We start from the raw sequence: 22,897 nt of genomic DNA on the forward strand, positions 1-22,897 counted from the left end.
GTCACGATATGCCAATGATCTGGATCAATTAGCGCAGTAAGTGATCAGGCGACATAATCAAGCGGCAGCGCCGTCTGATCCTTGATGGTGTCGAGCACGAATGAGGACCGCACGTCCTTGACGGCCGGCATCTTCAGCAGGCGCTTCATCGTGAAGTCGGCATAGGCGTCGAGGCTGGGCACCACCACCCGCAGCAGATAGTCGTAGCCGCCCGTCATGGCGTAGCAACCGACGACCTCCGGCTCGCGCAGAACCGCCTGCTGGAAGGCCTCGGCCGCCTCCTCGCTGTGGCGGTCGACCTGCACCTCCACATAGGCCAGCACGTCCAGCTTGGCCTTGCGGCGATCCAGCAACGCCACATAGCCACGGATCAAGCCCGAGGCCTCCAACTGCTTCACCCGCCGCAGACAGGGGCTCGGCGACAGCCCCACCCGCTCGGCGAGATCCACATTGGAGATCTTGCCGTCCTCCTGGAGGATCTGAAGAATCTTCCGATCGGCGCGCATCAGCTTCATCGTGACCGGTTTCCGCGTGAAGTTGGCATATCGTGACAGGCTAGCCGATTTTGAGCCTGTGTGGGAGACGCCGCTTGCGCGCGGCCGCGCTTCCCGCTCTACCATCCGGAACAAATCTAGCGCGAGGACCCCCGCATGCCCGAGAGCCCATTCGCCATCCCTTCCGGCAACAAGCCCCCGTTCAAATCGCCCTTCCAGAGCAAGGGCAAGCAAGCGGTCGCCATCAGCGTCGGCGTCGTGCTGCTGCTGCTGAGCTCCTGCGTCGTCGTCACCCAGAGCTCGACGGTCGAGCCGGGCAATGTCGGCGTGAAGATCCGCACCCTGGGCGCGTCGGCTGGTGTCGATCCCGAACCCCTGCCCGCCCGCTGGTACCTGCGCGGCATCGGCGAGCGGATCATCCAGTATCCGGTGATCCAGCGCACCTACGGCTATACCCGCGAAGCCGATGAGCGCGGCAACGAGAACGAAGAGATCACCTTCTCGGACAACACCGGCCTGCCGATGACGGCCGACATCTCGGTGACGCTGCAGGTCAATCCGGCCTCGGCCCCGAGCTTGTACCAGACCTATCGCCTGTCGTTCGACCAGCTGCTGGACGGCCCGATCCGCAATGACGTCCGCTCGGCCGTCGCCGCCGAGGCCGAGAAGGTCGGGGTCGAGACGCTCTACAGCGGCGGCCGTCAGATGGTGATCCAGAAGGCCTACGCTCGCGTCTCCAGCAAGTGGGCCCGTCACGGCGTCAATATCAGCCAGCTCGACTGGATCGGCTCGATCCGCTACCCGCAGGCGATCATCCAGCAGATGCAGGCCAAGACCCAGCTGGAGCAGGAAGCCCTGGCGGCCAAGGCGCTCGAAGCCAAGGAAACTGCCCTGGCCAACGCCGCCGTCGCCAAGGCGCGCGGTGAGGCTGAGGCCATCCGAATCAAGGGCGAGGCTCTGCGCGCCAATCCGCAGGTCCTGCAACAGCTGGCCATCGAAAAGTGGAACGGCGAGATGCCCAAGGTGACCAGCGGCGGCACGCCGTTCGTCAAGATCGACTAACGGGGCGCGGCGCGCCGGATGCTGACAAGCTTCGGCGCGCCGCCCTCCATCTTCCGCCGATCAGCGGAAGGATGAGATGCGTTACGACTTCGAAGCCGAGATCTGGCGCTCCAGCGGCGCTGGCGGCTGGTTCTTCGTCACCCTCCCCGCCGAGGCCGCAGACGGCCTTCGCGCCTTGAGCGGCCCGCGCGCCGGCTTTGGATCCCTTCGTGTGCGCGCCGAGATCGCGGGCCTGGCCTGGGACACCTCGGTGTTTCCCGACACGCGATCGGGAAGCTTTCTTCTGCCTCTGAAAGCTCAGGTTCGCCGGCGCGCTGGCGTCACGGCCGGCGACCGGACCCGCGTCCAGATCGAGCTCGCCATCTGACCCGGGCGTCCCGATCGGACGGGTGACAACCGCTTCATGAGCCATAATCAAGTTTCCCCCCGCCCCGTTCTGCGCCACGAGCGCAGCCGAAGCGCCGACGACACACGGCGGATATCGAAAGAGCGGGGGCTCATCTTGAAGAACGTCGAACTCTATGGACCCAGACAGTCCAAGCATCGCCGCACCTGGACCGCTGCGGCCATTCCGCTGATCATCGTCTTCTTCGCCGTGGGCCAGCTGGCCACGGTCCTCGGCGTCCTGATGCCGATGGGCTTCCATCAGGTCGATCTGGAAACCCAGTGGCTGCCGATGGTCATTCAGTTGCTCGGCTTCGGCTTGACCGCGCTGCTGCTGCTAGCCTGGGTGTGGCTGTTCGAGCGCCGCTCGCCGTGGGTGCTGGGCCTCAACGGTGAGTTTGTTCGGCGATACACGCGGGGCCTGCTGGTCGGGTGCGGCTTCCTGCTCAGCGTCATCGGCCTGATCTGGGCGACCGGCGGCTACCGTATCGAAGGGTTCGGCGTGTGGAGCGCGCCCGCGCCGATACTGTTCCTGCCCATCCTGGCGCTCTTTGCGGGCTTTGTGATCCAGGGCGGCACCGAGGAGCTGCTGATGCGGGGCTGGCTGATGCAGCTGGTCGCCTCGCGCCACGGCCTCATCCTGGCCATCGTCATCAACAGCGCACTGTTCGCCATCATGCACGGCGGCAACATCTCGCCGTCCAAGGAGCTGGTCCTGGCCCTGGCCAACCTCGTCCTGTTCGGTGTGATGATCAGTCTCTACGCGATCAAGGAAGGCTCGCTCTGGGGCGTCTGCGCCTGGCACACCGCCTGGAACTGGCTGCTGGGCGTCGGCTTTGGCCTGGAGGTCAGCGGCGGCCGGATCGCGGTGCAGAGCCTCGTCGTCGACCTGGCCCCCAAGGCCGGCGCGCCCTGGTGGCTGACGGGCGGCGCCTTTGGCCCGGAGGCGAGCGTGGCGACGACCATCGTGCTGCTGGCCGGTTGCGCCTATTTCGGCGCGACCGGCGCGTTCGCCGCTGCCCGCGCCCGCTCTGCGGCGTTCAACGAGACCCGCGTCTAAAGCGCCTCGCAGAAGAAGCGACCTGGCTCTGGGCCCTCGGGATACAGCATCGAGAAGCGATAGAGGACGAGCGTCCATTCAGCCTCCTCGAGGCTCACCCCGAAGCGTGCGGCGACCCATTCGGGCGTCGGCTCCTGAACCACGCCGTCGGCGTCCAGCGGCGGCGCGGTCCTCACCACGGCGCGAACGGGTCGGGCAGCTTGGCCCAGGCCTTGGGACCAAAGCCGAACTGCAGGTCCGACAACAGGCAGGCGTCAAAGCCCTTGGTCAGGGCCTCGCGATCCATGTTCTGGCCGATCAGCACGATCTCCTGGCGACGGTCGCCATAGATGGGCCTCCAGACCCTCTCGATCGCCGCCCGCCACGCCGGGTCGTCGGGCCACTGATCGCGCGGCGCGGTGGCCCACCAGCGACCGTGCGGGCCAAACTGGGTGACCGCCCCGGCCTGGCTCCAGCCGCCGACCCGATCCGTCCGGGTCGCCAGCCAGACAAAGCCCTTGGAGCGGATGACGCCCGGCCACTCGCTTTCGAGCCAGGCCTTCAGCTTCTCCGGATGGAAGGGCTTGGACGCGCGATAGACGAAGTGGCCGATGCCGTACTCCTCGGTCTCCGGCAGGACCTCGCCCATGAGCGCCTTCTGCCAGCCCGCCGCGCCTTCGGCCCGCACGGGATCGAAGAGGCCGGTGTCCAGCACGTCGCCCAGGGCCACAGCGCCGCGCTCGGACCGGACGATCCGCGCCTGAGGATTGAACGTGGCGATGATCGCCTCAAGCTGGCCCAGCTCGTCGGCGGAGACCAGATCGGCCTTGTTCAGCACGATGACGTCGGCGAACTCGATCTGCTCGACCAGCAGGTCGACGACCGTGCGCGTATCGCCCTCCCCCGCCGTCTCACCACGGTCGGCCAGCCGGTCGCGCGAGCTGTAGTCGCGCAGGAAGTTGAAGGCGTCGACCACGGTGACCATGGTGTCCAGCCGCGCCACGTCCGACAGGCTCTGCTCGGCCTCGTCGCGGAAATCGAAGGTGGCGGCCACCGGCATCGGCTCGGAAACGCCCGTCGACTCGATCAGCAGATAGTCGAAGCGGCGCTCGGCGGCCAGACGGCGCACCTCGTTCAGCAGATCCTCGCGTAGCGTGCAGCAGATGCAGCCGTTCGACATCTCCACGAGGGCTTCGTCGGTGCGCGACAGGTCCGCGCCGCCTTCGGCGACCAAGGCCGCATCGATATTGACCTCGCTCATGTCGTTGACGATCACCGCAACCTTCTTGCCCTCGCGGTTGGCCAGGACGTGGTTCAGCAGGGTCGTCTTGCCGGCGCCGAGAAAGCCCGACAGGACCGTGACCGGCAGGCGGCGGTCGATCCTCGCGACCGCCTGGGAGGGCGCAGCACTCATGGGAAGATCCAATATGTTATGTTATAACATATTGGTCAATTCCACATCGGCCGGCAAGTGATATGTTACACCGTAACAGATCCGATCGGGTCGGCGCGGCGCACCCTACTTCGCCGCTTCGATCTCGGCGCCCAGCCAGGCCTTGCGGAACGCCAACTGCGCCTCGGTCGGCTTGAGGTCGGCCTTCTCGAAGCGCACCACCTCCAGCGTCGGGTCGGCGGCGATGGTCAGCGGGGCCTGGCGAAGCTGGCCGCGCTGGAAGAAGGTCACGGTCGTCGCCTCGCCCGGCTTGAGGCGATCCAGAGCGTCGATCCAGTCGCTCTCGTTGGCGAACACGAAGCGGCCGATGCTGATGATCCGGTCGCCGACCTCGACCCCGGCGCCGTAGAGCGGGCTATTGGGAGCCGGCGGGGCGTCCAGTAGCAGCTCCGTCCCGCTGACCTTGACGCGCGCGGCGCCCAGCCAAGCCTTCTTGGGGGCCTTCGGGCGGAGCTTGAGCCCGGCCCGCTCCAGCAGCGGCGCGAAGTCCGGCAGGGCCGAGCCCTCGATGCTGGCCTTGAAAAAGGCGTCGGCGAAGGCCTGGTCTCCCGTCGTCTTGGCCAGGGCGGCGCGGACGTCAGCGGGCGTGTAGGGCTTCTCGGTGACGCCATGGGCGCGCCACATCTGCTTCATGAAGTCGTCGAGGCTGAGCGGCTTGTCGCGTCCGCGCAGCTGCAGGTCCAAGGCCAGACCGATCACCGCGCCGTACGGGTAGTACGAGGTGAAGATGTTCGGATTGACCGGATCCAGCGCTGCGGCTGCATCGACAAACGGCGCACGCAGGCTCATCTCCTGCGGCGAGCCATAGAGCCGGCCCGGACCGTTGACCACGCCGTTCAGCGTGCTGGACAGACCGGCGAGGTACTCGTCCGTCGTCGACTGTCCTGCCCGCCGGATCAGCAGCGGGCCATAGTACTGGGTGAAGCCCTCGGCCAGCCACAGGGACGGCGTCGGATTGGCCTTGGTGAAGTCGAACGGCTCCAGCTCGGCCGGACGGATGCGCTCGACGTTCCAGGCGTGGAACAGCTCATGGCTGGCCGTGCCCAGCTGGCTGAAATTGCCCCGGAACAACGACCGCGGCTGGCTGATGAAGGTGGAGTTGCGATGCTCCATCCCGTCACCGGTGATCTGCGGCATGTAGTCGGCGATGAAGGTGTACTCGCCGTAGTCGAACTTGGGCAGCTCGCCGAACACCTTGATGTGCTCAGGCACGATGGCCTTCAGCTTCTCGGCGAAGGTGTCAGCATCCGCCTCCGTTCCAGGATGATGGAGGGCTAGGCGGAAGGTGTAATCACGTCCCTTGTCGGTCACCTTCCACTCGCGCATGGTCATGGCGCTGAGCTCGGTGGGGCTGTCCATGAAGTACTGCAGGTTCGGCGCCCAGAAGCTGTCGGGCTGGCCCGCCACCGGAGGCAGCTGGGTGGCGATCTTCCAGCTGGGATCGGCGCGCTCGAAGCGAACGCGGATCGACTTGTCGTCATAACCGACCGCCCACAGGAAGGTCGCCGGCATGTTCAGGTGAGCGTGGGTCGTATCGATCTGCGAATAGGTCCCGTCACCGCGATCGGCATAGAGGGTGTAGGTGACCTTGACCGTTCCATCGTGCCCCGAAACCGACCAGCCGTAGGGCTCGGTGCGCTCGACCTTCAGCGGCTTGCCTGCGCCGTCGACGGCGGTGACCTGATAGACGTTCTTGGCGAACTCGTGGATCGCGTAGCGCCCGGGCGACGACCGCGACATCCGAAGTTGCAGGACGCCCTTGGGGACCTTGCGGAACGTCGCCGTGATCCGGGCCTCGCGGTGCGTGGCGTTCGGGAAGGCGACTTCGTACTGCACAGGGGCTGCAGGCCCTGGGTCCTGCGCGGCCGCCGCGCTGGCCGTGGCCAAGGTCAAGGCCGAAAGGCCCAGCAGAAGCTTACGCATGATTTCCCCTCGCGATCGCGGGGCGAACTGTGGCCAACCCCGGCGAGAGTCGCAAGGCGAGCACCAAAAGCAAAACGCCCCGGGAGCGATCCCGGGGCGTTTCGTCAGGTCTTGTCGGTCTTTCAGTTGGCCAGGCGGCGCAGGAACGACGGGATCTCCAGATCCTCGGCGTCATCGGCCTGAGGCGCCTCGATCGGCTGCAGCTGCGGACGCGCGCTCTGGGCCGAGCGGGCCTGGGGCTGCGGCGCGGAGGCCTGTTGCTCGTAGCGCTGACGACCGCCGCCGAACATCGAGAAGAACCCGCCCTGCTTCTGAGGACGACGCTCTTCGTAGTAGTTGTTCTCAGGGAACAGCGGCTCGTCGGCGGCGTCATCGACCAGCGGATCGACGATGCGGTTCACCGGCCGGGCCGGAGCCGCGGAAATACGCGGGTCTTCAGCTACGGTCGGCTCGTCGTAGTAAAGCTCGGCCTCCGGCTCAGGCTGGGGGGCCGACATCACGATCTCGGGTTCCGGCGCGGGCTCGGGCGCGAAAGCCACGGGACGTTCGACCGGGCGCGCGGCTTCGTAGCGGGCGGTCGGGCGGGCCGGCTCGGGCTGCGGCGCGGGACGCGAGGTCTCGGCGATCAGCGGGGCGGCGGAGGTGTTGCGCGACACGGGCTTGGGCTCGATCTGGGCGATCGAGGCGCCGTCCATGCCGGTGGCGACCACCGACACGCGGATCACGCCTTCCAGCGACGGATCGAAGGCCGCGCCGAAGATGATGTTGGCTTCCGGATCGACCTGGTCGGAGATCGCATTGGCGGCCTCGTCGACTTCCAGCAGGGTCATGTCCATGCCGCCGGTCACGTTGACCAGAACGGCCTTGGCGCCCTTCAGCGAGACTTCGTCCAGCAGCGGGTTGGCGATGGCGTTCTGAGCGGCCATCAGGGCGCGGTCTTCGCCGGTGCCCTCGCCGGTGCCCATCATCGCCTTGCCCATCTCGGTCATGACCGTGCGGACGTCGGCGAAGTCGAGGTTGATCAGGCCCGGCAGGACCATCAGGTCGGTGATCGAGCGAACGCCCGAGTGCAGCACCTGGTCGGCCATGCCGAAGGCTTCGGCGAAGGTCGTGCGCTCGTTGGCGACGCGGAACAGGTTCTGGTTCGGAATGACGATCAGGGTGTCGACGTAGCGTTGCAGCTCCTGGATGCCGCTGTCGGCCAGGCGCATGCGGTGACGGCCTTCGAAGTGGAAGGGCTTGGTTACGACGCCGACGGTCAGGATGCCGCGCTCACGAGCGCACTTGGCGATGATCGGGGCCGCGCCGGTGCCGGTACCGCCGCCCATGCCGGCGGTGATGAAGACCATGTGGGCCCCGTCGAGATGCTCACCGATCTCCGGGAAGCTCTCTTCGGCCGCGCTCATGCCCACCTCGGGGTGCGCGCCAGCGCCCAGGCCTTGAGTGATCTGCACGCCCAACTGGATGCGACGGTCCGTCTTGGCGAACTGAAGCTGTTGAGCGTCAGTATTGGCCACCACGAACTCCACACCCTCGAGGCCCGCCTCGATCATGTTGTTCACGGCGTTGCCGCCAGCGCCGCCGACCCCGAAGACCACGATACGCGGCTTCAGCTCGGTCGTGCGCGGCGCGGAAAGAGAAATAGCCATGGGACCCTCGCGTCCTTACGCCGAAATCGTCAAATTAGACCTCGGCGACACCCAATCGCCGGGGATGCCTCGACGATCGTGTTAACAGAACAACCACCATCGTTAATCGGCAGTTAACTGCATAATCTGAGTCGTGGTCTGGTCGAGCGGGGCCGTTGGATAAATTGTGGCCTATCAACAGAATCCCCCAATGAACCAAAGGTCCTACGGGGATCCACAGGCGCGTGCGACCGAACGCCGCTGAGGCTCAAAACCTCCGTCTACAGCCGCTTCCAGGCAGCAAAAGGCCCGGTCAAGACGCTCGACCGGGCCCTAAAAGTTAAACTGTAGTGTTACTCACGCTTTAAGACTTCGCGCGCTTTTGTCGCGGCTTAGAGATTGTCGCGCAGCCAGGCGGCCGCCTTGGCCATCGGGCTGGCGTTGGGGTCGATGGGACGCTTGCGAGCCACGCCGCCGGCCAGGGCCTTGGACGAGACCGCCTCGCGCGGGCCAAAGGCGGTGCGGTGCAGCACGCCTGCGGCGGCGCAGAAGGCCGGGCCCGAGGCGGCGTCGGCCAGATGCGGCACCCGGCGCGGACGCCCCAGGCGCACGGGACGGTCGAACACGCGCACGGCCACTTCGCGCACACCAGCCAGCTGGCTGGCGCCGCCGGTCAGCACGATGCCCGCGCCCGGCTCGACCGGCGCGCCCGAGGCCTTCAGGCGCTCGCGCAGCAGTTCCAGGGTCTCTTCGACGCGCGGCTGGATGATACCCTTGAGCAAGCTGCGCGGGGCGATCACCGGACCCGCGCCCGGATCGTCGCCGCGCGGCGGCGCCTCGATCATCTCGCGGTCCTCGTTGGCCGAGGCGATGGCGCTGCCATGCAGGGTCTTGATGCGCTCGGCGCCGACCACAGAGGTCTGAAGGCCGCGCGCGATGTCCTGGGTCACGTGACCGCCGCCGACGGCGAGGCTGTCGACGTGGCAGAGCGCGCCGTTGTTGAACACGGCTACCGAGGTCGAGCCGCCGCCCATGTCGATACAGACGGCGCCCAGATCCATCTCGTCCTCTTCCAGGGCCGCCAGGGCCGAGGCGAAGGGCGCAGCGACAATCCCCTCGAACGACAGGTGAGCGCGCTCCACGCAGTGGGCCAAGGTATGGAAGATGTTCTCGTTGACCGAGACCACCAGCAGCTCCAGACCCAGGGCGCGGCCGAACATGGCGCGGGGATCACGGATGCCGCGCTGACCGTCGACCGACCAGGCGATGGGCAGCAGGTGGATCGGCTTGCGGCCCGGAATGCGGACCTGGGCCAGGGCCGAGGCGATGGCGCGCGACAGGTCGCCGTCGCCGATCGGACGGGCGCCCAGCGAGACCTGGGTGTGCACGCGGTGGCTGGCCAGCTGGCCGCCGGCGGTGCAGACGCTGACGCCCTGGACGCTGACGCCGGCCACGGTCTCGGCGCGTTCCACGGCCTGGGCGATCGCCTGGGCGGCCTCGTCCAGATTGACGATCGCGCCGCCGCGCACGCCGCGCGACTGCACATAGCCCACACCCGCGGTCGTCAGAGTGCGGTTATCCCGGTGGACGCCATCAGCCTTCATGATGAAGCACGTCACCTTCGACGCGCCCAGATCGACGGCCGCGATGGCGGGCTGGCGCACGAGCGTCGCCTTCAGGCCTTCACGGGCCTGTTTCCGATCCTCCATTCGCGACATCGCTATTGCCACCTCAGCCCATCACGTCACTTACGCCCCGTCAGCCGCAGGCTGCCCGGGCAGCACCGCGTCGCGGGGTCTCACAGCCACCATTTCGGGGTCGCGCAGATCAATCCGCGCAAAACCCATGTCCAGGATTCGCTGCCGTTGGTCGAGCTGATCCAATTGAATCAGCGCGGATTCTTCGTCGATGGCCGGCAGCTGGATCAGCGAGCCGTCCTTCAGCCGCAGATCCCAGCGGCGCTCGTCCACCCGGACCATCGCTTCCAGCCGGTCGCGCAGGCGCGGACGCGAGGCGACGGCCGGCAGGATCAGGCCGGCGGCCTGATCAGCGCCCTGCCCCACCACCAACGGCAGTTGCGGGAACCGCGCCGGATCGGCCTCGGTGATGACCTGGCCTTCGCTGTCGATGACCTTCATGCGGCCATGGTTCTGCCAGACCGCCAGAGCCGGCCGTTCCTCAACCGCGATCAACACGGTGTCGGGCAGCATGCGCACGACCTTGGCGTCCTTGACCCAGCCCACGCCCTGGACGCGGTCCCGCACGTCGGCGAGGTCCATGCCGAGGGTCGGCTGGTCCAGGTACAGGCCCGAAGCCTTGAGGATATCGGCCTGGGCGGTCGCCGAAGCGCCGCGAATATGGACGGTCTTCAGCCTGAAGCCGGCGGAGGCGAAGGTATTGTCGACGCCGCGGGCCATGGACGCGCCGAGGCGCTCGGCGCGATGGCCGGTCGCGAGCATCACCACAAGACCAAGACCCAGGGCCGCGCCGGCCACGCTGAGGGCCACCGTGGGCGACAAGCCCACGCCGCGCGCGGCGTGCAGCTTCGCAGCCGGCTGAGCCTTGCGGGGCGCCGGCTTACCTTTACTCGGACTTGCGGGCGCTTCGGCCCGGGGTCGCCTAGGCTTAGGCGGTCCCCCCCGCACTACAGCGGGCATAAGCGTCCTCCACGATCCACAAAACTAACTGGTCAAACGGGATCCCGACGTGGTCGGCCTGCTCGGGAGCGAGCGAGGTCGGCGTCATGCCGGGCTGCGTGTTGACCTCTAGAAGGACCAGAAGGTCGTTAATGTCGTCATAACGAAAGTCCGACCGGGTTACCCCTCGGCAACCAAGAGCGGTATGGGCCAGCTCGGCCATACGCATGGCGCGATCCCTTACAGCATTGGGGATTGGGGCCGGCAGGACGTGGATTGAACCGCCTTCGGAGTACTTGGCTTCGTAGTCGTAAAAACCTGTGGATGCACGGATATCGGTCACCGCCAGCGCCCTGGGACCATTTGACTCACCCAGAACGGCGACCGCCAGCTCCATCCCCTGGATGTAGGGTTCCACCATCACCTCTTCGCCGAAGGTCCAGGACGGCGCACCGACCTCCTCGGGCGGACGATTGGCGCCTTCCTTGATGATGAACACGCCAACGGACGAGCCTTCAGCGTTCGGCTTCACGACATAGGGGGGCTGCAGCACATGGTCGCGCGCGACATCGTGTCGGTTGAAAAGGCCGCCACCCGGCACTGTGACGCCGGCCGCGGCCAGCACAGCCTTGGCCTTGGCCTTGTCCATCGCCAGGGCCGAAGCCAGCACGCCTGAGTGAGTGTAGGGCAGCTTCAGCGTCTCCAGAACGCCCTGCACGCACCCGTCCTCGCCCCACTCGCCATGCAGGGCGTTGAACACCATATCCGGCTTGGTCGCCGTCAGCACCTGGGCCACGTCCGGACCCGGATCGATCCGAGTGACCTTGGCGCCCAGCCTCTCCAGCGCGTCGGCGCAGGCCGCGCCCGACACCAGACTGACCTTGCGTTCCGACGAGGGGCCGCCGAGCAGGACGGCGATGTGGCGGCCGGCCAAAGGGGCGTCAGCTTGGGGCTGCTGGGTCATTTTCCGGGAGACTCTTTGGAAGGCTGCGACGTTCAGCCACTCCTAGTCAGCCCGAGCGCGCCTGCCAACCGCAAGACGCTGAACCAAGTCATGTCATCCCGGCCAAGCGCGAAGCGCGCAGAGCCGGGACCCAGGGGCCACCGCATTGCCGTCAGCCCCTGGGTCCCGGACAGCCTCTGCGAGGCTTCCGGGATGATGTCGGTTTGGAACCTAGACCGACGCCTACTTCGCCGCCGGAGCCGCCGGCTTCAGCGCGCGGAAGTCCACGTCGCTGTCGGCCACCAGATAGACCAGCGACGCCCAGGCGGCGACGTTCTGGGCCAGTTCGTCGGGGCGAACCTTGTCCAGCGTGTCGTCCATGGTGTGGTGGTAGTCGAAGTAGCGACTGGCGTCCTGGTTCAGGTTGATGACCGGAACCCCGGCCCGCTCGATCCCGGCGACGTCCGCGCCGGCGCCGGCGGCGGGCGTGCGATCCACATAGATCTTCAGCGGGGCCAGCACGCTGGCGGCGGCCTTGACCACCGGATGGTCCAGCGAGCCCGCCGGCACCTGCAGGCTGTAGATGCGGTCCGCGCCCGTGTCGCTCTCGCCGGCCAGGACCATCTTGGTCAGTTCGTCCTTGTGCGCGGCCAGATAGGCCTCCGACGAGCCGCCGCTCTCTTCCGAGCCCCACATGACCACGCGGATCGTGCGCTTGGGACGCTTGGGCAGGTCGCCGATCAGCTTGGCCGCAGCCGTGGTGATGGCGATGCCGGTGGCGTCGTCCAGCGCGCCGGTGCCCACGTCCCAGCTGTCCAGGTGGCCGCCGATGACGATGACCTCATCCGGCTTTTCCGAGCCCTTGATGTCGCCCGAGATGTTCCAGGCCACGTTGTTGGGGTTGACGCTCGACTCCAGCTTGAGCTTCACCCGCATCGGGACCTTGCGGGCGGCCAGGCGCTCCAGCTGCTCGGCCTCGGGCACGCCTATAGCGGCCGCCGGGATGGTCACCACGCCCTCGCCGTTGGCGGTGCCGCCGGTGTGGGGAACAGTGGAGTCGGACGTCGAGATCGAGCGGATCAGCATGGCGACCGCGCCCCGCTTGGCCGCCTCGACCGGGCCCACCCGGCGCGAGATCCCCGCCACGCCATAGCCGGCGCCGTTCTGGGTGCGGACCATCGGCTGGGTGATCACCACGATCTTGCCCTTCAGCGCGCCTTCGGGCGCGGCCATCATGTCGGCGAAGGTCTTGAACAGCGCCACCTCGGCCTCGAGACCGCCGGCCGGCGTCGAGACGGTGCGGCCCAGGCCCACCGCGCCCAGCTTCATGGCGTAGGGCGCGACCAGCTCGGCGCTCTCCTCGCCCCGGCTCCAAGAGGGCTTGGCGAACTCATCGACCTTGATGTTGGTGAAGCCCAGCGCCTTGAGCTTGGCGACGCCCCAGTCTTTCGCCTTGGCCATGGCCGGCGAGCCCACAAGGCGCGGGCCGATATTGGTGGTCAGGTCCTCGGTGATGTCCCAGGCCAGATAGTCGCGCAGGGCCTTGTCGCGCAGCGCCTCGGCGGTCTTGAGGTCCTGGGCGTGCGCAGCGCCGCAAACAAGGGCGAAGGCGGCGGAAGCAATCAACAGACGACGGAACATGAGCAAGGAGTCTCCCCAAAGGCGCGGGAGTCATAACACCGGTTCGCGCCACGGGGAGTCAGCAATGGGGTTGGGGGGATCAGATCCTCCCCCGCGATGCGGGGGAGGTGGCCCAGAGGGCCGGAGGGGGCCAGTTCGGCCAACCTCCAGCTCGCCCCCTCCGTCGGCTTCGCCGACACCTCCCCCGTTTCACAGGGGAGGATTTGGCCGCCCTACCCCGCGCGCCCGATCCGCTTGATTTCCCAGTCCAGCTGGACGCCGGTCTTGGCCAGCACGTCGGCCCGCACGGCCTCGCCCAGGCCTTCCAGGTCGGCGGCCGTCGCCTCGCCAGTATTGATCAGGAAGTTGCAGTGCAGGGGCGAGAACATCGCCCCGCCGAAGGGCTTTCCGCGCCAGCCGGCCTCGTCGACAAGCTTCCAGGACGAGTAACCCGGCGGGTTCTTGAAGGTCGAGCCGCCGGTCTTTTCGCGGATCGGCTGGGTGGTCTCGCGGCGGGCGGTGATCTCGGCCATGCGGGCCTTGATCGCCTCGGGCGCGTCCGGCGTCCCCTCGAAGATCGCGTCCAGCACGATCACCGGCTCGCCGTCCTGCAGGGCGCTGTGGCGATAGGTGTAGTGCAGGTCCTCGACGCTCAGTTCGCGGACGACGCCGGCGTGGTCCATCACGCGCACGGACTTGACCACATTGACGGTCTCGGAGCCGTAGCAGCCGGCGTTCATGATCACCGCGCCGCCGATCGTGCCGGGCACGCCGACATAGAACTCCAGCCCCGCGATGCCGGCCTCGGCCGCCTTGCGGGCCAGGATGGCGTCGGGCACGGCGCTGCCGGACCGGATCCGATTGTCGCCCAGGGCCTCGACCGTGTTGAAGCCCTTGCCCAGACGGATGATGACGCCCTCGACGCCACCGTCGCGGACCAGCAGGTTGGAGCCGACGCCGATCGCCATGACCGGAACGCTCGGGTCCAGGGCCTTGAGGAAATCCGACAGGTCCTGCTCGTCGGCCGGCAGGAACACCACGTCGGCCGGACCACCGACCCGAAACCAGGTGAACGGCGCCAGCGGCTCGTCGATCAGCAGTTTGCCGCGGACGGTCGGGAGGTTTGCCTTCCAGCTCACTTGGCCAGCGCTTCCAGCTGCCCCGGCAAGGCGTAGGACCAAGTCGTGATATCGCCGGCCCCCAGCAGAACGACGAGGTCGCCGCTGGTCGCCTCGGCGGCGATCAGGCGCGGCAGGGCCGTCGGGTTCTCCAGCGGCAGGGCCCGGCGGTGGCCGAACTTCTTGAGCCCCGCGACCAGGGCGTCGCGATCCACGCCCGGAATCGGCTGCTCGCCGGCCGTATAGACGTCGGCGACGATCACCGTGTCGGCGTCGTTGAAGCAGCTTGAGAACTCGGTCATCAGGTCGCGCAGGCGCGTGTAGCGGTGCGGCTGGACCACGGCGACGACCTTGCCGGTCGACACCGCGCGGGCGGCCTTCAGCACGGCGGCGATCTCGACCGGGTGGTGGCCGTAGTCGTCGACCACGCGGACGCCGTTGGCCACGCCGGTGGTGGTGAAGCGGCGCTTGACCCCGCCAAAGCCGGCCAGGCCGCGCGCGATGGCTTCGGCGTCAACGCCCAGCTCGCGGGCCACCGCCACGGCGGCGGCGGCGTTCAGCACGTTGTGGTGGCCGGCCATCGGCATCTTCAGGCCGTCATAGCGGACGACCGCGCCGTCACGCGGCGACACCACGATGTCGAAGGTCGCGCCCTCGGGCCCCATGGCGATGTTGGAGACCCGCACCTCGGCCTGCGGGTTGGTGCCGTAGGTCACCAGACGGCGGTTCTCGATCCGCGCGGTCAGGGCCTGCACTTCGGGATGGTCGGTGCAGACGGCGGCGAAGCCGTAGAAGGGGATGTTCTGGATGAAGTCCTGGAAGCCCTTCTTGACGGCTTCGAAGTCGCCCCAGTGGTCCAGGTGCTCGGCGTCGATATTGGTGACGATGGCCACCGTCGACTTCAGGCGCAGGAACGAGCCGTCGCTTTCGTCGGCCTCGACGACGATCCAGTCGCCCTCGCCGACCTTGGCGTTGGTGCCGTAGGCGTTGATGATGCCGCCGTTGACGACCGTGGGGTCCAGACCGCCGGCGTCGAGCAGGGTGGCGACCATCGAGGTGGTGGTGGTCTTGCCGTGCGTGCCGCCCACCGCGATCGAGAACTGCAGGCGCATCAGCTCGGCCAGCATCTCGGCGCGCCTGACGAGGGGTAGACGCTTGTCGCGGCCGGCGACCATCTCGGGATTGTCGGCCTTCACGGCCGTCGAATAGACGATGGCCGACGCGCCCTCGACGTGGGCGGCGTCATGGCCGATGAAGATGCGCGCGCCCAGCTTTTCCAGCCGCTCGGTGTTGGCGCTGGCCTTGGCGTCGCTGCCCTGAACGGTGTAGCCGATGCGCAGCATGATCTCGGCGATGCCGGACATGCCAATGCCGCCGATGCCGATGAAGTGCACGGGGCCGAGTTCGAAGGGTACGGGGCGTCGACGCTGGATCATGAAAAGCCGATTAGACCAATTCCGCGCGACGCGAAACGCCCTGTTGGCGCTGGTTGTGTGGACAACCCCGGCGCTCGCCCAAACCGCCTCCCCCGCCCCGCTTGAGCTGCGCCTGGCCGATGTCGGGCGCTTTGCGATGTACGTCGATATGGGCGGCGTCCAGTGGACGGGCCGCACCGCGCGACTGCGCGTGCTGCAGGTGACCGAAGGCGGCTTCAAGGCCGGCGCGGAAGAGTTCTGGGGCGGCTGGCGGCACGAGGTGATTGACTGCGACGCCCGCACCATCGCCCATGCGGGCTTCGGCAGCATCCGGGCGGGCGGGCGCGAGGGCCCGGTGACCGGCGCGCTCCGTCCGGCCCAGCCCCTGCCCGCCGGTAGCGCTGAAGAGGCGGTCGCCAAGGTCGTCTGCGACGGCTGGAAGCCCTATGCCAAGGTCCCGGTGGCGAGCAGCATCGAGGAGGCGGTGCGGATCGGCCGCCCGCTGATCGAGACGGGCGCGGAGCCGTGACCTAAGGATCCAGGAAGGCCGCGACCTCGGTTGGCGGCTCCTCCCCCCGGATCCAGGCCGCAGCGTCATAGGTATGAACCACCAAAAGCTTCGCGGCCGCAGCCTCGAAGCCGTAGTAGCGGTCCGCCACGAGGGTCCGCACATCCTGGCCGACGAAATCCCGCAGGTTGTGCGTCACCAGCATGTCCGCGCGACCAGCCACAGCGGTCTCGAGAACGTGGCGATCCTCCTCGTCTTCCAGAGGCAGGACCCCGACGCCCCCCAGGGTCAGCGAAGGACCGTCCCGCGCGATCGTCGCCATGACCTCGACCAACCGGTTGGCATGATCGCGCTCAAGGCCCGCGCCGATGAGCACCTGACGGTATCGGTTCAGCATGCCCCAAGAGATGACCGACGCCACAGGTCCGCGCACCGATTGTCCGGATCGCACCGCTTGGACCAACAGCTGCGCGGCGGTGTCTTTGCGCCCCGCCCTCTCCGACAGCACCGCGCCCAGCCATACGTTGAGATCCAGGCAGAGCCTAATCGGCACGCGTCGGCCGCCGCGTCATCCGAACCGCTTCCGCCATGATGTCGTCTTCGGAGGCGTCGGGAGGCAGGTCGGTTCGCAGGGCCCCCGCACCTTGCCGGACCAGGGCCTCATACTCGCGTTCGAGCAAGACCCGGCTCAACGCCCAACTCGCCTCCTCGACGGCGGAGGGGCCGGTCGCCTCGATCCGCCTCATCGCGTCACGTGCGCCCGGCGTCAGATGAAGGTACCAGCGCACAGCCGCCGCCATGATCTGCGACGGATTGCGGTCCTCCAGCTTCGCCGTCTTGACGATCAAGACATCGGTGTTGTCGTCAAGGTGGGTGGATCGACTGGGCATGGCGGCCTCCAGTTTCTACAGAATATACGCCTTCTGTAGCTACGAGGCAAATGCGCTCACCGCGCCGTCTTCTCCACCAGATCCGCCAGCTCCTCCGCCGCGTTCGGCTTGGCCGCTGACCGCGCGCCGGCGGCCATCTTTTCCAGGCGTTCGGGCTTGGACAGCAGGGCCTTCAGGGCGGCGGCCATCACGTCGACGGTCAGTTCGTCCTCCAGGCACACGGCCGCGCCGCCGGCCTCTTCCAGCAGGCGGGCGTTGAAGCGCTGGTGGTCGTCGGCGGCGATCTTCAGCGGCACTAGGATCGACGGCCGGCCGGCCACCGCCAGCTCGGTGCAGGTCGAGGCGCCCGAGCGGCCGATGACCAGGTGCGATTGGCGCAGATAGCCGGCCATGTCGCGGAAGAACGGCGCGACCTCGCACTCCACCATGGCGTTGCGATAGGTCTTGCGGGCCTGCTCCATGCTCTCGGCGCGAGCCTGCTGGAACACCTTCAGCCGGCCGCGCATCTCTTCGGGCAGCTTGGCCACGGCCTCGGGGATCAGCTCGGACAGCAGGCGCGCGCCCTGGCTGCCGCCGGTGACCAGCAGGCGCAGCTGCACCTCAGGCGCGATATAGGGCACGTCGTAGAGGGCGCGCACGGGCGGGCGCACCGGATTGCCGACCACGTGGGCGCGGGCCTTCACGGCGGGCGCGGCCTTCTCCAGCGTCGGGAAGGCGCAGGCCACTTCATTGACGCGCGGGGCCAGGAAACGGTTCACGCGGCCCAGCACCGCGTTCTGTTCGTGAATGACGGTCGGGCGGCCTTGCGACAGCGCGCCCAGCAGGGCCGGCAAGGCCGGATAGCCGCCGAAGCCGACCACGACAGCCGGGTCCAGCCGCTTGAACGCCGCCCGGGCCTCAAGCACGCCCTGCATGACCGTGAAGCCGGCCTTGATCATGCCCAGCGGGTCGTTGGACTTGGCCGTCGCAGCCGACAGCGCCAGGCGCTCCTCGGCTGGGAACTTATCGGCGTACAGCGCGCCGCGATCATCGGTGGCCAGCACGACGCGCCAGCCGCGCGCGGCCAGCGCCTCCGCCAGGGCCTGGGCGGGGAACATGTGGCCGCCGGTTCCCCCGGCGGCGACGACAGCCAGCTTGCTCATCAGGCGTCCGCGCGACCGAAGCCGAACTCGCCGCTCGCGCCATAGGCGCCGGGGCGTTTGCGCAACAAGGCCAGGGCCATGCCCAGCGTTAGTCCCATCGCGAGCATCGAGGAGCCCCCGTAACTGATGAACGGGAGCGTCATGCCCTTGGTTGGGATCATGTTCAAGTTCACCGCGATGTTGATCAGCGCTTGCTGGCCCACCAGAACGAACAATCCGGCCGCCGCGACCTGCTCGAACGGGTCATTGAGCTTCATGGCCTTGTAAAGTCCACGCACCACGACGAAGGCGAAAAGGCCGATCAGCGACCAGGAGAAGATCAGGCCGTACTCCTCGGCCGCCACCGAATAGATGAAGTCGGTGTGCAGGTCGGGCACGTGGCGCTTCATGACGCCCTCGCCCGGCCCGCGTCCAAAGAGGCCGCCGGCGCGGATGGCCTCGGCGGCGCGGGTGATCTGGTGGGTGTCGGCCTGGTCGGGGCTGAGGAACTTCTGCACGCGCGCATGGACGTGGTCGAACAGGAAATAGGTCGACCCCAGCCCCGCCAGCGCCACCCCGCCAAGCCCCATGATCCACGAGATCGGCACCCCGGCCATCCAGAAGGCCGCGCCGAAGGCGATGGTGATCAGCACGGTCTGGCCGACATCGGGCTGGATCAGCAGCAGGGCCACGGCGATGAAATAAAGCAGGAAGGCGATCGAGACGCCGGGCACGCCCTCGCCCTTCTGCCCCTCGGCGAACATCCACGAGACCAACACGATCAGGGCCGGCTTCATGAACTCCGACGGCTGCAGGGTGAAGCCGGCGAACTGCAGCCAGCGCGTCGCGCCCTTAGCGTTGTGGCCGATGAACGGCAGAGCGATCATCACGGCGATCGCTCCAAGATAGATGAAGAACGCGGCGCGGCGGATGTCCCGCGGCGACAGCATCGAGGTGATCAACATCAGCACCGACGAGGCGGTGGCGAAAAAGCACATGCGAAGGGCGAAGTGGAACTGGTCGTCGATGCCGATCCGCTGCGCCGCAGCCGGGCTCGACGCAAACGACAGCAGCATGCCCAGCGTCACCAGAAGCGCCGTCGCGCCCAGCAGCCAGCGATCCGTCGTCCACCACCACAGGCCGAGCGCGGTGCGGTCGGTGCGGGCGAAAGCGTGGGTCGCGTTGGAGGCCATGGGCGGAGAGTCGGGTCGGAGGGTTAATCAAACCTTGCCAGGCTGGTCTAACCCCGTGGACATGCGGCGAAAAGCGCGGGAATAGGAAGCCATGGCCTCCTCCGACGACCTCCGCCAGCTGGAAACCATCACCGACGCCGAGCAGCGCAACGCCCTGGCCTTGCGCTTGGCCCAGGCCGGAACGCCGGGCCTGGACGCGGTGCTTGTCAAACTGATCCAGCGCCCCGACCTCGCCGACAAGCGCGCGCGCCTGGTCCATGCGCTGAGCTTCGTGGACTGCTCCGACCATGTCGCCCTGCTGGTCGAGCTGGTCGCCTCGGGCGGTTACGAGGTAGCGCACGAGGCGCTTCAGGCGCTGGAAACCGTCGACGAAGCGGACGCCGACGAGGTGGAGAAGGCGCGCGGCGTTCTCGACCGAGCGCGGAGCGTGGCCAATCTCGAAGGCTGGCGCGAAGCTCTGCTCGAGGAACTGGCTGAACTCTTCGACTGAAGTCTATCCCCCGAGCGTCCTGAAAAGGACGCGCACGTCAAACCGGCGCTTGTATTCTTCGCGCATGGCGTGATCATTGGCCTCTCAGGCAGGGACGTGGCGTGGCCGAAGAAACATCGGACAAGACTGTTCTGGAGGGCGCTGGGGCTTACTTCCTCAGCGTGGTCGAGGCTAGCCAGGACTGCATTCGCGTCATCAGCGCCGACGGCTATCTCGAATACATGAACGCCCAGGGCAAGTTCCTGCTTGAGATCGAGGATTTCGAGGGGCGCAATCGCCATAAGTATTGGCCTGACATGTGGCCGCTCGAGAGTCGCGACACCGTCGAGCAGGCTCTGCGCGCGGCCATGGCCGGCAACGCCGTGGCCTTCCGGGCCCCCTGCCCGACGGCCAAGGGCGCGCCCCGCTGGTGGGACACCACCGTCTCGCCGATTCTCGAAGGCGGCCGCGTCATTCGCGTGCTGGCCACCTCACGCGACGTCAGCGGCGAGCGCCTGGCGGAGAGCCATCGGCAGCTGCTGGTCAATGAGCTGAACCATCGGGTGAAGAACACTCTCGCCACGGTCCAGTCGGTCGCCAACCAGTCCCTGCGCAACGCGGGTGTGGACGCCTCGGTGCGCGACGCGCTGGAAGGGCGCTTGATGGCGATCGCCGCCACGCATAACGTCCTGACCGACCAGAACTGGTCCGCCGCCAGCCTGCGCCAGATCGTCGATGGTTCAGTGACGCCCTATCGCGCCAATCCCGGACAGCTGACCATCAGCGGCGATGACCTGAAGGTCTCCCCCAAACCGGCCGTCGTGATGGCCCTGGCGTTCCACGAACTGGCGATCAACGCGCTGAAGTACGGCGCCCTGTCGGCGCCCGACGGCCATGTCGACATCCACTGGTCGGTCGATCCGGACGACCAGCTGCTGATCGAGTGGGCCGAGCGCGGCGGCCCCACGGTGCGCCCACCCGAGCGCCGGGGCTTTGGCTCGCGGATCGTCGAACTGGCCCTGCCTAACGAGCTGGGCGGCAAGGTCGACCTGGACTATCGCCGCGACGGCCTGCGTTGCTCCATCCGATCACCACTCTCGGCCCTGGACAAGAACGACGCGTTCATGCCGCTGGGGTGAGCCTCACCCCGTATCCCCGGTGAGTTCGCGGCGGGCCTTCTCCAGTTCTTCGGCGTAGCGGCGGGTGACGTGGGCCTCGGTGATCAGGCCGATGACCTCCCCGCCCTCGTCGACTACGGCCAGTTCGTCGGCGCCGGTCTCGTCAAAGGCGGTCATGATCGCCTTGATCGACAACTCCGGCGCCAGGGCCACGCGCGTGTGAGCCGCCAGGGCCGCCACCGTGGCGTCGCGCTCGAGCGGCTCGGCATAGACGGCCGCCGTGGCGACAATGCCGGCGTAGCGCCCCGTCTCGTCCGTCAGCACCGCCCGCTTGGTCGAGCCCAGCGGGAACCGGCGGCGGAATTCGGCGAGGCTCGTGCCGGCCGCGATCGTCTTCACATCGCGACGCATCATCTTGCCGGCGGTAAGATTGCGCATCCAGCTGACGTCGTGGGCGCTGCGGATCGTCTCGCCGCGCAGGTGCAGCCGCCAGGTCGAGAACGAATAGCCGAAGGTCTCGCGCACCACGGCGCTGGCGATCAGCGAGGCGGCCAGGGTCGCGCCGGTGACGGTGAAATCGCCCGTCGCCTCCAGCACCAGGAAAGACATGGTGAAGGGCCCGCCGACAATCGCCACGCCCAGAGCGCCCATGCCGACCAGCGAGGCTGCGATCGGGTCGAGGTGCACAGTCCCCGTGGTCATGTTCACCACTAGGGCGAAGGCCTGCCCCATGAGCGCGCCCAGAAACAGGGCGGCGAAGAACAGGCCGCCCCGGAAGCCCGAGCTCAGTGACACGATCGAGGCGACCGCCTTCATCAGGATCAGCACCAGCAGCACCTTCAGCGGCAGGTCGCTGTTGAGATCCAGGTGCAGCGCGCCGTGGCCCCCGGACAAGGTCTGGGGCGTCACCAGGGCGAGAGCGGCGAGCGCTACGCCCCCAATCGCGGGCTTCGACCAGCGCGGCAGGGGCGCCTTGATCGCCCACCGGTCGGCCACCGCCACGGCCCGCATCAGCGCCACGCCAAAGAAGGCGGCCAGCAGACCCAGCAAGCCATACAGCGCGTAGTCGGCTGGAGACGAAATGGCGACCACTGAGGTCTTGAGGAGATAGGGCGTGGAGCCCAGGGCCTTGGCCACCATAACCCCGGCGAGGGCGGCCGCCGCCACCGGGGCGATGTTGGCGACCGTATAGGCGCCGATGACGATCTCGAACGCGTAGAAGGCGCCGGTCAGCGGCGCACCGAACGCCGCCGCGATCGCCGCGCCGGCCCCCGCGCCGACCAGAATCCGCAGATCGCCTCGGCGGAGGTTCAGCTTCTGCCCCACCCAGGATGCTGTCGCGCCGCCGGCCTGGGCGTAGGCCGCCTCGAGCCCCACCGACGCGCCCGAGCCGTTCGAGATCAGGGTCTGCACGCAGATGATCAGACTGTCGCGGATCGACAGCCGCCCGCCGTGCAGGGCGTTGGCCTCGACGGGGTCGACGGCGTGGTTGGGGCGAAAACGCAGGACCGCAGCCGTGAACAGACCCAGCACCAGCCCGCCCAGAGGAATGGCCAGCAGCCGCCAGGGCTCGATCATGGCCTGGGCCGACAGGCGTTCATTAGGATCGAAATTGAAGATCGCGACCTGGGTCCCGTGCGCCAGCGCGCCCAGCGCGACCGCCAAGGCGCCGGCCACTAGGCCTACGACCGTCGCCACTGCGATAACCCAGAGTTCGGAGGAGCGCGTCCGGCGGCGCAGCCAGGCCAACCATGGCAGGGCCTGGCGACCGGCCTCGCGCAAACGCGCGCGATCGATGGCCGCCACACGCAAAACAGAGCGCCAGGGAGGCGAAGCGGCCTTGGCGGACTCCGGTTCGGGGGCCTCAGCCGGTTCGGTCATCG

General features: G+C 67.8%; 23 protein-coding genes. 6 read left to right on the forward strand and 17 right to left on the reverse strand.

Translation table 11 applies throughout. From position 1 onward, the window contains the following. Window positions 1-44 precede the first annotated feature (44 nt). A complete protein-coding gene (locus OVA11_RS16115; RefSeq protein ID WP_268068277.1) occupies window positions 45-515 on the reverse strand; it encodes an Lrp/AsnC family transcriptional regulator in 471 nt (156 codons plus the stop codon). A 135-nt stretch (window positions 516-650) separates the two neighbouring features. On the opposite strand from OVA11_RS16115, the gene OVA11_RS16120 reads away from it, so the two are divergent. The 3 genes from OVA11_RS16120 to OVA11_RS16130 all read left to right on the forward strand — a co-directional run bounded on the left by OVA11_RS16120 (window position 651) and on the right by OVA11_RS16130 (window position 3,000). Continuing rightward, the gene (locus OVA11_RS16120) at window positions 651-1,556 is read left to right on the forward strand and encodes an SPFH domain-containing protein (protein WP_096033853.1); all 906 of its coding nucleotides are present in this window, start codon (window positions 651-653) and stop codon (window positions 1,554-1,556) included. Window positions 1,557-1,632: 76 nt separating this feature from the next. After that, window positions 1,633-1,923, forward strand: coding sequence for a DUF1905 domain-containing protein (locus OVA11_RS16125; RefSeq protein WP_268068278.1), 291 nt, complete (start codon window positions 1,633-1,635; stop codon window positions 1,921-1,923). Between the two features lie 135 nt (window positions 1,924-2,058). Beyond that, entirely contained in the window at window positions 2,059-3,000 is a 942-nt protein-coding gene (locus tag OVA11_RS16130; RefSeq protein WP_268068279.1) for a CPBP family intramembrane glutamic endopeptidase, read from the forward strand. Here the strand turns inward: OVA11_RS16130 and OVA11_RS16135 are convergent. The 11 genes from OVA11_RS16135 to murC form a co-directional block, all read right to left on the reverse strand. Further along, on the reverse strand, window positions 2,997-3,176 hold the full coding sequence (locus OVA11_RS16135; RefSeq protein ID WP_268068280.1) for a hypothetical protein: 180 nt from the start codon (window positions 3,174-3,176) through the stop codon (window positions 2,997-2,999). The two genes, OVA11_RS16130 and OVA11_RS16135, sit on opposite strands and share 4 nt — an antisense overlap. Next, window positions 3,173-4,393 (reverse strand): zinc metallochaperone GTPase ZigA, encoded by a 1,221-nt coding sequence (gene zigA, locus OVA11_RS16140; RefSeq protein WP_268068281.1) that lies wholly within the window; start codon window positions 4,391-4,393, stop codon window positions 3,173-3,175. The genes OVA11_RS16135 and zigA overlap by 4 nt, the downstream gene beginning before the upstream one ends. A 105-nt stretch (window positions 4,394-4,498) precedes the next feature. Next, entirely contained in the window at window positions 4,499-6,355 is a 1,857-nt protein-coding gene (locus tag OVA11_RS16145) for a M61 family metallopeptidase (protein WP_268068282.1), read from the reverse strand. A gap of 122 nt (window positions 6,356-6,477) precedes the next feature. After that, entirely contained in the window at window positions 6,478-8,004 is a 1,527-nt protein-coding gene (gene ftsZ / locus OVA11_RS16150) for a cell division protein FtsZ (RefSeq protein ID WP_268068283.1), read from the reverse strand. A 34-nt stretch (window positions 8,005-8,038) separates the two neighbouring features. Beyond that, window positions 8,039-8,104: a hypothetical protein gene (locus OVA11_RS16155; protein ID WP_024265820.1), complete on the reverse strand. Its 66-nt coding sequence runs from the start codon at window positions 8,102-8,104 to the stop codon at window positions 8,039-8,041. A 271-nt stretch (window positions 8,105-8,375) separates the two neighbouring features. After that, the gene (ftsA, locus tag OVA11_RS16160) at window positions 8,376-9,701 is read right to left on the reverse strand and encodes a cell division protein FtsA (RefSeq protein ID WP_012640521.1); all 1,326 of its coding nucleotides are present in this window, start codon (window positions 9,699-9,701) and stop codon (window positions 8,376-8,378) included. Between the two features lie 30 nt (window positions 9,702-9,731). Continuing rightward, window positions 9,732-10,640, reverse strand: coding sequence for a cell division protein FtsQ (gene ftsQ / locus OVA11_RS16165; RefSeq protein ID WP_268068284.1), 909 nt, complete (start codon window positions 10,638-10,640; stop codon window positions 9,732-9,734). Continuing rightward, window positions 10,609-11,583, reverse strand: a complete 975-nt coding sequence (locus tag OVA11_RS16170) for a D-alanine--D-alanine ligase (RefSeq protein ID WP_268068285.1) — start codon at window positions 11,581-11,583, stop codon at window positions 10,609-10,611. Before OVA11_RS16170 ends, ftsQ begins: the two co-directional genes overlap by 32 nt. Window positions 11,584-11,805: 222 nt before the next feature. Continuing rightward, window positions 11,806-13,209, reverse strand: coding sequence for a M20/M25/M40 family metallo-hydrolase (locus OVA11_RS16175; protein ID WP_268068286.1), 1,404 nt, complete (start codon window positions 13,207-13,209; stop codon window positions 11,806-11,808). A 206-nt stretch (window positions 13,210-13,415) separates the two neighbouring features. Continuing rightward, window positions 13,416-14,321, reverse strand: coding sequence for a UDP-N-acetylmuramate dehydrogenase (gene murB / locus OVA11_RS16180; protein WP_268068287.1), 906 nt, complete (start codon window positions 14,319-14,321; stop codon window positions 13,416-13,418). Then, window positions 14,318-15,736: a UDP-N-acetylmuramate--L-alanine ligase gene (gene murC, locus OVA11_RS16185; protein WP_268068288.1), complete on the reverse strand. Its 1,419-nt coding sequence runs from the start codon at window positions 15,734-15,736 to the stop codon at window positions 14,318-14,320. Before murC ends, murB begins: the two co-directional genes overlap by 4 nt. Here murC and OVA11_RS16190 point away from each other — a divergent pair. After that, the gene (locus tag OVA11_RS16190; RefSeq protein ID WP_268068289.1) at window positions 15,735-16,244 is read left to right on the forward strand and encodes a hypothetical protein; all 510 of its coding nucleotides are present in this window, start codon (window positions 15,735-15,737) and stop codon (window positions 16,242-16,244) included. The genes murC and OVA11_RS16190 overlap by 2 nt on opposite strands. Window position 16,245: 1 nt before the next feature. On the opposite strand, the gene OVA11_RS16195 is transcribed toward OVA11_RS16190, so the two are convergent. Genes OVA11_RS16195 through ftsW form a run of 4 tightly spaced genes read right to left on the reverse strand, consistent with a single transcriptional unit; the run spans window position 16,246 to window position 19,427 of the window. Beyond that, the gene (locus tag OVA11_RS16195) at window positions 16,246-16,776 is read right to left on the reverse strand and encodes a PIN domain-containing protein (RefSeq protein ID WP_268068290.1); all 531 of its coding nucleotides are present in this window, start codon (window positions 16,774-16,776) and stop codon (window positions 16,246-16,248) included. Continuing rightward, entirely contained in the window at window positions 16,766-17,113 is a 348-nt protein-coding gene (locus OVA11_RS16200; RefSeq protein WP_268068291.1) for a hypothetical protein, read from the reverse strand. Before OVA11_RS16200 ends, OVA11_RS16195 begins: the two co-directional genes overlap by 11 nt. A 56-nt stretch (window positions 17,114-17,169) precedes the next feature. Further along, window positions 17,170-18,255, reverse strand: a complete 1,086-nt coding sequence (gene murG / locus OVA11_RS16205; RefSeq protein ID WP_268068292.1) for an undecaprenyldiphospho-muramoylpentapeptide beta-N-acetylglucosaminyltransferase — start codon at window positions 18,253-18,255, stop codon at window positions 17,170-17,172. Then, window positions 18,255-19,427 (reverse strand): putative lipid II flippase FtsW, encoded by a 1,173-nt coding sequence (gene ftsW, locus OVA11_RS16210; RefSeq protein ID WP_010920409.1) that lies wholly within the window; start codon window positions 19,425-19,427, stop codon window positions 18,255-18,257. The genes murG and ftsW overlap by 1 nt, the downstream gene beginning before the upstream one ends. Window positions 19,428-19,518: 91 nt before the next feature. Here ftsW and OVA11_RS16215 point away from each other — a divergent pair, with 91 nt between their 5' ends. Together OVA11_RS16215 and OVA11_RS16220 are read left to right on the forward strand one after the other, a co-directional pair. Continuing rightward, window positions 19,519-19,917 carry a hypothetical protein gene (locus OVA11_RS16215; RefSeq protein ID WP_268068293.1) on the forward strand — a complete coding sequence of 133 codons (399 nt, stop codon included), beginning with the start codon at window positions 19,519-19,521 and terminating at the stop codon, window positions 19,915-19,917. A 101-nt stretch (window positions 19,918-20,018) separates the two neighbouring features. Continuing rightward, on the forward strand, window positions 20,019-21,035 hold the full coding sequence (locus OVA11_RS16220; RefSeq protein WP_268068294.1) for a sensor histidine kinase: 1,017 nt from the start codon (window positions 20,019-20,021) through the stop codon (window positions 21,033-21,035). A 3-nt stretch (window positions 21,036-21,038) separates the two neighbouring features. Here the strand turns inward: OVA11_RS16220 and OVA11_RS16225 are convergent, their stop codons facing one another. Further along, window positions 21,039-22,895, reverse strand: a complete 1,857-nt coding sequence (locus OVA11_RS16225) for a chloride channel protein (protein ID WP_268068295.1) — start codon at window positions 22,893-22,895, stop codon at window positions 21,039-21,041. Between the last annotated feature and the right edge of the window lie 2 nt (window positions 22,896-22,897).

Origin of the sequence: Caulobacter sp. SL161 (genome assembly GCF_026672375.1) — a bacterium.
Lineage (GTDB): Bacteria > Pseudomonadota > Alphaproteobacteria > Caulobacterales > Caulobacteraceae > Caulobacter.